Annotated in this window: 14 protein-coding genes; all 14 read left to right on the top strand. The window is 41.0% G+C overall.

Annotation, left to right across the window (positions count from 1 at the left end; genetic code table 11):
• The 14 genes from flgG (at position 1) to ASG85_RS00850 (ending at position 12,168) form a co-directional block, all read left to right on the top strand.
• Positions 1-822: a flagellar basal body rod protein FlgG gene (gene flgG / locus ASG85_RS00915; RefSeq protein WP_057301553.1), complete on the top strand. Its 822-nt coding sequence runs from the start codon at positions 1-3 to the stop codon at positions 820-822.
• Positions 823-883: 61 nt separating this feature from the next.
• Positions 884-1,105 carry a flagellar FlbD family protein gene (locus ASG85_RS00910; RefSeq protein WP_057301552.1) on the top strand — a complete coding sequence of 74 codons (222 nt, stop codon included), beginning with the start codon at positions 884-886 and terminating at the stop codon, positions 1,103-1,105.
• Positions 1,106-1,591 (top strand): flagellar basal body-associated FliL family protein, encoded by a 486-nt coding sequence (locus ASG85_RS00905; RefSeq protein ID WP_057301551.1) that lies wholly within the window; start codon positions 1,106-1,108, stop codon positions 1,589-1,591.
• A gap of 35 nt (positions 1,592-1,626) precedes the next feature.
• Positions 1,627-2,625: a flagellar motor switch protein FliM gene (gene fliM, locus ASG85_RS00900; protein WP_057301550.1), complete on the top strand. Its 999-nt coding sequence runs from the start codon at positions 1,627-1,629 to the stop codon at positions 2,623-2,625.
• A complete protein-coding gene (gene fliY / locus ASG85_RS00895) occupies positions 2,615-3,904 on the top strand; it encodes a flagellar motor switch phosphatase FliY (RefSeq protein ID WP_060645132.1) in 1,290 nt (429 codons plus the stop codon). The genes fliM and fliY overlap by 11 nt, the downstream gene beginning before the upstream one ends.
• 24 nt (positions 3,905-3,928) lie before the next feature.
• Complete coding sequence (locus ASG85_RS00890) at positions 3,929-4,291, top strand: response regulator (protein ID WP_029195368.1); 363 nt, start codon at positions 3,929-3,931, stop codon at positions 4,289-4,291.
• Positions 4,292-4,393: 102 nt separating this feature from the next.
• Entirely contained in the window at positions 4,394-4,969 is a 576-nt protein-coding gene (locus tag ASG85_RS00885; protein WP_162251186.1) for a flagellar biosynthetic protein FliO, read from the top strand.
• Positions 4,966-5,739 (top strand): flagellar type III secretion system pore protein FliP, encoded by a 774-nt coding sequence (fliP, locus tag ASG85_RS00880; RefSeq protein WP_057301548.1) that lies wholly within the window; start codon positions 4,966-4,968, stop codon positions 5,737-5,739. Before ASG85_RS00885 ends, fliP begins: the two co-directional genes overlap by 4 nt.
• Before the next feature lie 25 nt (positions 5,740-5,764).
• A complete protein-coding gene (fliQ, locus tag ASG85_RS00875; protein WP_029195371.1) occupies positions 5,765-6,034 on the top strand; it encodes a flagellar biosynthesis protein FliQ in 270 nt (89 codons plus the stop codon).
• 12 nt (positions 6,035-6,046) lie between these two features.
• Positions 6,047-6,847: a flagellar biosynthetic protein FliR gene (fliR, locus tag ASG85_RS00870; protein ID WP_057301547.1), complete on the top strand. Its 801-nt coding sequence runs from the start codon at positions 6,047-6,049 to the stop codon at positions 6,845-6,847.
• Between the two features lie 10 nt (positions 6,848-6,857).
• Positions 6,858-7,952 carry a flagellar biosynthesis protein FlhB gene (gene flhB / locus ASG85_RS00865; RefSeq protein ID WP_057301546.1) on the top strand — a complete coding sequence of 365 codons (1,095 nt, stop codon included), beginning with the start codon at positions 6,858-6,860 and terminating at the stop codon, positions 7,950-7,952.
• A gap of 21 nt (positions 7,953-7,973) precedes the next feature.
• Positions 7,974-10,007, top strand: coding sequence for a flagellar biosynthesis protein FlhA (gene flhA / locus ASG85_RS00860; RefSeq protein WP_057301545.1), 2,034 nt, complete (start codon positions 7,974-7,976; stop codon positions 10,005-10,007).
• On the top strand, positions 10,004-11,302 hold the full coding sequence (flhF, locus tag ASG85_RS00855; protein ID WP_060645131.1) for a flagellar biosynthesis protein FlhF: 1,299 nt from the start codon (positions 10,004-10,006) through the stop codon (positions 11,300-11,302). The genes flhA and flhF overlap by 4 nt, the downstream gene beginning before the upstream one ends.
• Positions 11,299-12,168: a MinD/ParA family protein gene (locus ASG85_RS00850; RefSeq protein ID WP_060645130.1), complete on the top strand. Its 870-nt coding sequence runs from the start codon at positions 11,299-11,301 to the stop codon at positions 12,166-12,168. The genes flhF and ASG85_RS00850 overlap by 4 nt, the downstream gene beginning before the upstream one ends.
• Positions 12,169-12,192 lie beyond the last annotated feature (24 nt).

The raw sequence follows: 12,192 nt of genomic DNA, 5'->3' as shown, positions 1-12,192 counted from the left end.
ATGTTAAGATCCTTGTACTCAGGCGTTTCAGGTATGCGTGGTTTTCAAACGAAATTGGATGTCATTGGTAATAATATCGCAAACGTAAATACCATCGGTTTCAAAGGCAGTCGTGTTATGTTTAAAGATATTCTCAGTCAAACCGTTGCTGGTGTTAGTGCTGCCGATGAGAACCGTGGTGGTGTGAATGCTCAGCAAGTAGGATTAGGCGTTAGTTTGGCTGCCATTGATACAGTACATACGGCTGGAAGTGCAATGACAACGAATGTCACTACTGATTTGCGTGTTAACGGGGATGGATTCTTTGCAGTAGGTACTACCGAGCAGGTGGATGCACCTTACTTGACAAGAGCAGGTAACTTTACTTTAGATGCTTCTAGAAACCTTGTAAATGCAGAAGGGCTACATGTTATGGGGGCTGATAATGCCGGTCCGATAGTGCTTCCTGATGACATAGTTTCATTCTCGATTGCACAAAACGGCGATATCATCGGTGTCAACAATACAGGAGCAACGGTTACTACAGGTCAGAAAGTTGGCGTCGTTAAAGTCATTAACCCTTCGGGGCTTGAGAAAATTGGCGGGAATTTGTATCGTATGACAGCGAATGCAAACCCAGAGGGTGAAATTGTAGTTGGGGCAGCGGGTAATCCAGAAACGGGTACTGGGACACTGATTTCAGGTCAACTGGAAATGTCGAATGTTGACTTAACAGGTGAATTCACCGAAATGATTATTGCTCAACGTGGTTTCCAAGCGAATTCTCGAATTATTACGACTTCGGATGAAGTACTTCAAGAAGTCGTAAATCTTAAACATTAATCTTAAATTGATGTGAAATAGGGGAGCTAGCCTCCCCTTATCCTGATACAGGAGGAGAAGCATGATTTCTCTCACTCGTTTAAACGGGAAAGCGATTATCCTGAATGCCTTGCTTATCGAAATTATTGAAGAGACTCCAGACACAATGATTACATTAACGACAGGAAAGAAAATCACAGTACTCGAAAAGGCAGAGGTTGTGGTAAGCTTAGTGCGGACCTACATGCAGGAGATTGGCTCAGTACGAGCGACAATAAAGTCCAGGGATGCGGAGGGTTCGTAAGTGTTTAAGAACAAAATTTTCATACTCATTGTCTCTATTCTAATCGCAATTACTCTGATTTTGACAGCTGCCTTTGTTTTGTGGAATTTTATGGAGAAAAATAATCAATCCAAAGACCCTGCAGTACAAGCTCAGGATGCTGTTGCAAGCGTGAAGCCAACGAAAGCGCCATCTGCGGAAGCTAAAAAGGCAAACACTGCAATTATTAAAGATATCTTGACGAATTTGTCTGGCAGTCAAAACTTCATTAAAATCAGCTTCGCTTTTGAATTAGAAAATTCAAAGGGTAAGGCAGAGTTTGATAGTTTGCTGGACTCAGCGGTTAAAGGAACAATCGTACAAGCGCTTGGAGATTTGACAAAAGATCAAATTGAAGGAAGTAAGGGTTCCGACAGTTTAATCTCTACGTTAATGAACAAATTAAACCCGCTGTTACATGAGGGTAAAATCAAGCAAATATGGATAACCGATAAAGTACTTCAATAACTCGCTGTTGATTTTGCTTAAAGGAGGTGACTCGAATGGTTGATGTTCTATCGCAAAATGAGATCGATGCCTTGCTAGCTGCTCTGTCCTCAGGCGAAATGGATGCGGATGAACTTAAAAAAGAGGAAACGCAGAAGAAGGTAAGGGCCTATGATTTTAAGAGAGCCGTACGTTTCTCAAAGGATCATATTCGTAGCTTAACCCGGATTCACGAAAACTATGCACGATTTTTAACAACGTATTTTTCTGCCCAGCTCCGTACGTTCGTACAGATCAGTGTTGTCCAGGTTGAACAACTGCCCTATGACGAATTTATTCGTTCGATCCCGAAAATGACCATTTTGAACATCTTTGAAGCGGAGCCTTTAGAGGGTCGAATGGTGCTTGAGGTTCATCCCAATGTCGCATTTGCTATGTTGGACCGTTTGTTGGGCGGTGCAGGTACGACCCCAACCAAAATTAATGCCTTAACTGAGATTGAAACGATTGTGATGGAACGTATTTTTAGCAGAGCATTCGATAGTTTACAAGAGGCATGGAAGACTGTCATTGATATTCAACCTCGTTTAGAGGCCCTTGAAACAAATCCGCAGTTCATGCAGATTGTTTCACCCAATGAAACCATTGCATTAATATCACTTAGCACCAAAATCGGTGATACAACAGGGATGATCAACTTGTGTATCCCTCATGTTGTCATCGAACCCATTATGCCTCGACTTTCTGTGCATCATTGGTTTGTCTCCCAGAAGAAGACGAGAGCACCTGAAGAAGTGGAAGCACTTCAATCGCGCTTGGAAAAAACCAAGCTGCCACTCATTGCAGAATTGGGATCGTCTGAAATTTCCATACGTGATTTCCTTGGCTTAACGGCTGGCGATGTAATCCCGCTGCATAAATCCGTCGAAGATTCGCTTCAAGTCAAAGTGGGCGAGAAGCTGAAATATCTCGGAAGCCCCGGTACCTTAAAAGGGAAGATGGCTGTACAAATTACAGAAATCGTAAACGAAGGAGAAGAAGATTATGACGAATAACAGAGATTATTTGTCCCAGGAAGAGATCGATGCTTTGTTGAGACAGTCTTCAGACGATAGTTCAGCCACTTCTTTTAACGGGCCTCCTATAGTTGAAGACTATTTATCTCCCCTAGAACAGGATGCACTTGGTGAAATTGGTAATATCACTTTCGGTAGTGCAGCCACAGCACTTTCGACATTGCTTGGAAAGAAAGTAGACATAACAACACCAAAGGTTTCTATTATTGGTAAAGAAGAATTGGGAGAGCAGTTTCCAAAACCTCATGTAGCCGTTCATGTGAATTATGTTGATGGTTTTGACGGTATTAATCTACTTGTTATTAAAACACGTGATGCTCAAGTCATTGCTGATTTAATGATGGGAGGTGATGGTACTGGCGGTGATGAAAATCTTAGTGAGATTCACATCAGTGCTGTACAAGAAGCCATGAATCAGATGATGGGATCTTCTGCTACGTCCATGTCTACCATCTTTAATCGATTTGTCAATATCTCTCCTCCAGGAATCGACATATTAAATTTGTCGAAAGGAGAAGGAAAACTACCGGACGAGGACGTATTTATAAAGATATCGTTCCGACTTACCATTGGCGATCTTATTGATTCTAACATCATGCAATTATTACCTGTTCCATTCGCCAAAGAAATGGTATCGACTCTCATGGGTGGTGATTCTGACTCTTCAATGGAGGCTGCGCCTGCGGCTCAAGCACCTGCCCCTGCAGCACCATCACAAGTACCTACACAGGAAGCTCATACGCCGCCTACAGCAACTCCAAGTCCCATTTACGAGCAGCCTATGTACCAACAACAGCAGCCAATGTATGAACAACCGATGTATCAACAGCCAAGAATGGGGCAGCCGATGTATCCACCTCAACAGCCCATGTACCCGCCACAGCAACCCATGTATCAGCAGCCTCCGGCAGCTTATGGTGGGATGCCGAATCGGAATGTAAATGTTCAACCCGTGCAATTTGGAAATTTACAATCGGGTTCGTTGGGACAGGCTGATGATACAAACCTTAATTTATTACTAGATATACCTCTTAAGGTAACAGTAGAATTAGGCAGAACGCACAAGGTGATTAAAGACATCTTAGAACTTTCCCAGGGATCGATTATTGAATTGGATAAGCTGGCAGGTGAGCCTGTTGATATCTTAGTAAATAACAAGTTGATTGCCAAAGGCGAAGTTGTCGTCATCGATGAAAACTTTGGGGTTCGTGTAACAGACATCGTTAACCAGTGGGAACGAATTCAAAAGTTACAATAATTTAAATTTAGGGGGATTTTACTCATGGCTAACCGTATTCTAATTGTTGATGATGCTGCATTTATGAGAATGATGATTCGTGATATTTTATCTAAAAATGGTTACGAGGTTTGTGGCGAAGCGAATGATGGTGCTCAAGCCATCGAAAAGTACAAAGAATTGAAACCAGATTTAATTACGATGGATATTACGATGCCTGAGATGGACGGCATTCAAGCATTGAAAGAAATCAAAAAAATTGAACCTACTGCAAAGGTCATTATGTGTTCCGCGATGGGGCAGCAAGCTATGGTTATTGATGCCATTCAAGCAGGGGCAAAAGACTTTATTGTTAAACCATTTCAGGCAGACCGTGTTATCGAAGCGATTAAAAAGACTCTAGGTTAAACCGTCAACGTTCGGTTGAGTCTTACATAAACCGAAAGGGTTGTGACTATGAGAAGACTCCAATCGAAACGACTGATTACTGCCATATTAAGTGTAGTCGCAATGTTATATACCAAATCCATTAGCTTTGCTGAAACAGAGCCAGGACAAGGTCTTCCAACATCAGATTTTCCGACTACTGACCCATTTAATTCGTTTGGCATGATTGTTAAGGTCATTTTCTTTCTCGTATTAATTATTCTCTTATTCTTTGTGCTTATGAAGTACATAGCTAAGAAAAATAAAGGTACTATGTTCGGGAACTCAATTCGTTCTTTAGGTGGAGTTCCCCTCGGACAAAATAAATCTATTCAAATAGTTGAAATTGGTCATTCGCTCTTCGTGGTTGGCGTCGGTGAGAACATTCAGTTGTTGGATAAGATCAATGACGCCGATGAAGTTGCGTATATCTCGGAATTGCTTACTTCTTCTGAGGATGATCGCGTGGGCTTTGGTGCAATAAGTAAGTGGATAAGCAAACTTCCTGTTAGAAAGAAAGAGATTGAGGAAGAAGTAGAAATTACTTCATCCTTTCAACAAGTATTTCACGATAGGCTGCAGCGAGTATCTAACCGTAATAAAGATGCTCACGAATGGCTTTCTGATCAAAAACAAACAGATCGGTTGAATGATGAATGAAAAGAAATAAATTAGTTCTTACGCTTCTGATTGTTATGATTTCAGTGTTCCTCTTATCACTGACAGCTTCTGCTGCTGAAACAGATCCAAACAATCCGATCCCTGGGTTAAATGTGAATATTGGGACTAGTGGCGCTGCCGGTGGTTCTTCTAACACAGTTACCTTATTGCTCTTATTAACCGTATTAAGTCTTGCACCATCTTTTCTTATTTTAATGACTAGTTTCACAAGAATTGTCATCGTGCTTGGATTCGTTCGAACATCCCTTGGAACCCAGCAGATGCCGCCTAATCAGGTTTTAATCGGACTAGCTCTGTTTTTAACCTTTTTTATTATGTCTCCTACTTTGGGAGAGGTTAACCAGACAGCTTTGCAGCCTTATCTGAAGGGTGAAATTAATCAGACCCAGGCTTTTGAGAAAGCATCCTTACCAATGAAGAAGTTTATGTTCAAACATACACGTCAGAAGGATCTAAAGTTGTTCTTAGACTATACCAAAGCTAAGGCACCTACAGGCGTAGAAGATATACCGATTACTTCATTAGTTCCGGCATACGCAATAAGTGAACTGAAATCAGCTTTCCAGATGGGATTCATGATTTTCATCCCGTTTCTGGTCATAGATATGGTTGTATCCAGTACCTTAATGGCAATGGGAATGATGATGTTACCGCCTGTTATGATTTCTCTCCCTTTTAAAATTCTACTTTTCATACTTGTAGATGGTTGGTATCTTGTGGTGAGATCTTTACTCCTAAGCTATGGTTGAGGATCAAGATATCGGAGGTTTCTAGATGGGCTCGGAATTTGTAATACGGATTGCTGGTGAGGCTGTTTATACCGTGCTTAAAGCAAGTGCACCCATGCTTATTATTGGGCTTGTCGTTGGTCTGATCATTAGTATTTTTCAAGCAACGACGCAGATTCAAGAACAAACCTTGGCGTTTGTTCCCAAAATTGTGGCGGTTCTGCTGTCTATCTTAATATTTGGACCTTGGATCATGAATACATTGGTTGACTTTACTTTTAATTTACTCAACAACCTTTACAAATTCGTTGGATAGGTTGTGAGCGATATGACATACTTTTTCCAAGTTATCCCTATCTTTCTGCTTATTTTTTGTCGAATTACATCGTTCTTTGTCGTAGTCCCAATTCTTTCTTCAAGAAATGTTCCAATGATGTTCAAAATCGGACTTTCCGTATTCATCTCGTTAATCATTTTTGCGACTATGGGGTTGGATAAGCCCATTCCCATGGATGGTGAATACATTCTATTGATCATTCGTGAAATGCTTGTTGGCGTTTTACTTGGTTTTCTGGCCTATATCTTTTTTACAGTTGTCCAGACAGCCGGCTCTTTTATGGATATGCAAATCGGCTTCAGTATGGCGAGTGTGATTGATCCTCTAACGGGGGCTTCAAGTCCAATGTTAGGTAACCTTAAATATATGATCGCCGTGCTGCTTTTTCTTTCTTTTGATGGGCACCATTATTTGATCAGAGCGATTATTGACAGCTACCGTTGGATACCGCTAGACAATCAGCTGTTCACCCGCATCTATGATGGACAAATTTCGAATTTCTTGTTTCAATCGCTTTCAAAAATGTTTTATCTCTCGTTTCAACTCGCTGCTCCTATCATAGCAGCCCTTTTTTTGACAGATTTAGGGTTAGGACTCTTAACAAGGGTTGCTCCGCAATTCAATATTTTCGTTATAGGCGCACCTTTGAAAATGATCCTTGGCTTTTTTCTGCTGGTCATTATTTTCCCGGAATTAATATCTCAATTTCAAAATTTATTTGCAACCATTTTTGATTACATGGAGAAGTTGCTTCAACTGATTAGCGGCACACAGCAACCATCACCTAAGTAGGAGGTAAGCCGTGTCCCAAACATTACGCTTGAAGCTCGATTTACAATGGTTTGCTGGGGAAAAGACGGAATCTGCTACAGCAAAGAAGAGGCAGGACGCTCGTAAAAAGGGTCAAGTTGCGAAGAGTATGGACCTACCGGCGGCATTTATTTTACTCTTTTCATTTCTATCTTTCCTCATGTTCGGTGGTTATATGAAAGAGAAAATTGTAAACATCTTTCGCAACGTGTATGAGAATCAACTGACGATGGATATCACAGCCGCAAACGTTCAGGTATTATTCGTAGATTTAGTCCAACAAGGGTTAATCATTTTAGCTCCAATTTTCATCCTTGTTGTTTTAGTTGCTTTTATTGGAAATTATGCGCAAATTGGCTTTATGTTTATTGGCGATCCCCTGATGATGAAGTTTAGCAAGATCAATCCGATCGAGGGCTTCAAGCGAATTTTTTCGCTGCGGACCGTGATGGATTTTCTTAAGTCAACAATGAAAATGTTAATTATCGGTTATGTCGTGTACACGACATTAATAGGGGAAAAAGCTAAACTGCTAGGACTTGGCCATGCTCCATTGGAGAGTACATTTTCATTTATTGCCTCGGTCACCCTAAAACTAGGGATCAAAATTGGAGCAATTTTAATTGTCCTTGCCATTTTTGATTTCATATATCAAAAGTATGAGTATGAGAAAAGTCTCAAAATGTCCAAACAGGATATTAAGGATGAGTATAAGAAGAGTGAAGGGGACCCACTTATCAAAGGAAAAATTCGCGCAAAGCAGCGCCAGATGGCCATGCAGCGCATGATGCAGGAAGTCCCCAAAGCTGATGTTATTATTACCAATCCAACCCACTTTGCGGTTGCTTTGAAATATGATTCGAACAATATGCAAGCCCCTACAGTTATTGCTAAGGGCGCGGATTATGTTGCTTTAAAGATTAAAGAAGTTGCGAAGAAAAACGGTATTATGACGATGGAAAATAAACCGCTTGCTCGAGCGATCTTTGCACAGGTGGAAATTGGTGACTCTATTCCCGCTGAGCTGTTCCAGGCTGTCGCAGAAGTATTGGCTTATGTATATAAAGTGAAGGGCAAAACGAACTAATGAGGAGGGGGGTACAATCAGATGAAGATCAAGGATTTATTGGTTCTTATAGGCATTATCGGTATTGTATTAATGATGATTGTACCGGTTCCAATCCCTTTGCTGGACTTTCTTTTAATTATTAATATATCGATTGCCTTAATGATTATTTTGGTTGCTATGAATACAAAAGAAGCTCTTCAGTTCTCCATCTTCCCTTCTTTACTACTAATTACGACATTGTTTCGGTTGGCGCTAAACGTCTCAACTACGCGGAACATTTTGTCGCATGCAGAAGCAGGCGACGTGGTCAGAACTTTTGGTTCTTTCGTTGCTCAAGGCAATATCGTCGTGGGATTCGTCGTGTTTCTCATCCTTGTCTTGGTACAATTCATCGTAATTACCAAAGGTTCTGAGCGCGTTGCCGAGGTTGCAGCGAGATTTACTCTCGATGCGATGCCGGGAAAACAAATGAGTATTGACGCAGATTTGAATGCAGGCTTAATCAATGAGGTCCAAGCTCGTGAACGTAGACAAAAGATTGAACGTGAAGCTGATTTCTACGGAGCTATGGATGGTGCAAGTAAGTTTGTGAAAGGGGATGCCATTGCCGGCATTATCATCCTCGTCATTAATTTGATTGGTGGCTTTATTATTGGGATGACGATGAAAGGGATGTCTTTTTCTGAGGCACTTGAAACCTTCTCGATATTAACTATTGGTGATGGACTCGTCAGTCAAATTCCAGCCCTTTTAATTTCAACTGCAGCTGGTATTATCGTGACACGCGCATCATCTGAAGGTAATTTAGGTCACGATATAACGAAACAATTAACTGCACAACCGAAGCTTCTTTATATTGTTGCTGGTACCCTCATGGTGCTTGGTTTATTCACACCAATTCACTGGTTCACTACGTTTCCGATTGCCGGATTGCTAATTTTCGCAGCTTTTAAAATGCAAAAGAATTTGGAGCGCGAAGCGATCAAAGAAGAACAATTGGTGGAGGAGCAGCAAATTGAGGAAGTGCGGAGTCCTGAAAGTGTTATTTCCTTGTTACAAGTCGATCCGATTGAGTTTGAATTCGGTTATGGTTTAATTCCTCTTGCTGATACTCAACAAGGCGGAGATTTACTAGATCGGATTATCTTGATTCGCCGACAATGTGCGCTTGAGCTTGGGGTTGTCGTACCCGTTATTCGCATCCGTGACAATATTCAACTACGGCCGAATGAGTATATCATCAAAATAAAAGGCAATACGGTTGCACGCGGCGAACTACTTCTTAATCATTACCTAGCCATGAGTCCTGGTATTGATGATGATTCAATAGCAGGTATAGAAACGACTGAGCCTGCCTTTGGATTGCCTGCTATATGGATAGATGAAGTGACCAAAGAAAGAGCGGAGTTATCTGGCTATACAGTCGTTGATCCTCCTTCCGTAGTGGCTACACATTTAACCGAAATTATTAAGAAACATACACATGAACTTCTGGGTCGTCAAGAAACTAAAGCACTTATCGATAATGTTCGCGAGTCTTATCCAGCACTTGTTGATGATCTTATTCCTTCTGTGTTATCAGTTGGGGACGTTCAGAAGGTATTGGCTAAGTTACTGCGTGAGAAAATTTCTGTACGTGACTTGGTAACGATTTTGGAAACTCTTGCTGATTATGGTTCTTATACAAAAGATCCTGAGATATTGACTGAATATGTTAGACAATCATTATCGAGACAAATCACGCAGCAGTTTACTTCTTTAGGTGATTCCCTAAAAGTCATTACAGTTGGTCCATCTGTGGAAAAGAAAATTGCCGATTCTGTTCAGCAATCAGATCAAGGAAGTTACTTAGCCCTTGACCCATCCTCTTCACAAATAATTTATCATCGCGTCAGTGAGCAAGTTACTAAATTGATTCAATCCGGAGAACAACCTGTAATTTTAACTTCACCAACGATTCGGATGTATTTAAGACAATTGCTTGAGAGAACTTTGCAAGATATACCTGTATTATCCTACAGCGAATTAGAGCCTAGCGTTGAAATTCAGAGTATGGGGGTAGTCAATTTATGAGAGTAAAAAGATACGTTGTCGATTCCATGCCGGACGCCTTGCAAAAAATTCGCACGGATTTAGGCAAGGATGCAGTAATCCTCAATACCAAGGAAATTCGCACAGGTGGTTTTCTTGGTCTATTCGGTAAGAAAAAGATTGAAGTTATCGCTGCAATTGATGGAGCAAACACGAATTCAGGAGGGGCCGCTCAGCGGTTTACACCTCAGCCTCAACAGCAGAAAGTCATGAGTCAAGCTCAACCTTCGAGAGCTCAATCGCATCTATCTGATTTTCCTGAAGTCCCAGATGTGATTGCTCCTGTTTCAACCCCAAAAGAACCAGTTACCGTTAGTGCAGGTGTTGAGACGCAACAGAGTTTTGCTTCGCAACAGTCTTACTCTCCCGTTTCGGTAAATGCACCTAATAGAGTCAATCTCAAAGATGAGCACCTCATGGAGGAGCTCAAACAAATGAAGGAAATGATGAGAAAGCTTACTCATGCATCCGAGGTGTCAAATCTCCCAGAACCTTTACAGAAGATCGAACAACGATTATTTGACCAAGAAGTAGATCCTACATTAGTTCGTCAAATTATGGATGAAGCTGTGGCCGATTTTCAGCTTGCAGATGAGCCTGTGACAGATAAGTCAGCTCTTCAAGTGGTGCGATCCAAGCTAGGGCAGGTGCTTCAGTCCAATCGAAGCAAACAAATTTCACCACAAACACGCGTTGTACATTTCGTAGGTCCAACAGGAGTTGGCAAAACGACAACCATTGCCAAGCTAGCAGCAGAGCAAGTGTTGAAGTATCAACGTAAGGTTGGATTTATTACTTCAGACACGTATCGAATTGCGGCAATTGAACAGTTGAAAACATATGGAACAATCTTGAATGTACCGCTTGAAGTTGTTTTCTCACCGCAGGATTTAGCGAAGGCATTTCATAATCTTGAAGAATGTGATGTCATTTTCATGGATACGGCTGGACGCAATTTTCGAAATGAAATGTATGTTTCGGAGCTTAACTCTTTGCTAAAGACACAAGGAAATAGTGAGACTATTCTAGTTCTGAGCTTAACAACGAAGTATCGGGACATGAGAGCGATTACGAACAATTTTAATAAGTTTAAGCTAGACAAAGTATTATTCACCAAAATGGATGAAACAGACTCCTACGGTGCGATTGTAAATGTTGTTCACGAGTTCTCACTGCAGCTTTCGTATGTTACAAACGGTCAAAGCGTACCCGATGATATTACGGAAATGAATGAGTGGCAAATCATTGATTTGTTATTGGAGGAACCTAGAGCATGAAGGATCAAGCAGAAGGGTTGCGGAACCTGGTACAAATTCAGAATGAAAAAGGCACAAAAGCAACCAGGATTATTACCGTGACTAGCGGAAAGGGAGGCGTAGGTAAATCAAATTTTACGCTAAACTTTGCTTTAACGCTTCAGTCCCAAGGTTATAAGGTACTTGTCTTTGATGCAGACATTGGGCTTGCCAACATTGATGTGCTGATGGGGATTTCCTCCAAATACAATTTGTATCACTTATTGAAAAAGGAAAAAACGATCTGGGAAATTATCCGGAAAGGCTACAATGATTTAGATTTTATAGCAGGTGGATCTGGATTTAACGATTTACTTCGCTTAACCGATGATGAATTGAACTACTTTGCCGAGCAAGTCATGCAGCTCAACGGATATGTTGATTTTATTATTTTTGACACAGGGGCCGGATTGTCCAAAGAAACGTTGAAGTTTATTCTCGCTGCCGAAGAAGCTTTTGTGGTCACAACGCCTGAGCCTACTTCCATAACGGATGCTTATGCCATTATAAAAATGGTTAATTCAATGGGACATGACGTTTCTTTTAAACTAGTAATTAACCGAGTAACCGATGCAAAGGAAGGCAAGCACACGGCTGATAAAATTTCTTTAGTCGCTAAACAATTTCTGGATATCCAGATCCCTACATTAGGATTCGTTGACGATGACGCAGCTGTATCTAAGGCGGTTAAAAAGCAAATACCTTTTACTGTTGCTTTTCCGAATTCGGCCGCATCACGAAGTCTTCAATTATTAGTCGATAATTATCTTAATGGTTATCGAGTAATCGACACACCTACTTCCGGTGTCAAGGGCTTTTTAAATAAAATGATGAAACTTTTAAAATAGGATTTTCGCAAATCGTGTCGAATA

The sequence above is a fragment of the Paenibacillus sp. Soil724D2 genome, from assembly GCF_001427935.1.
Taxonomy (GTDB): Bacteria; Bacillota; Bacilli; order Paenibacillales; family NBRC-103111; genus Paenibacillus_E.
This window is presented reverse-complemented; position numbering and strand designations above follow the sequence as displayed.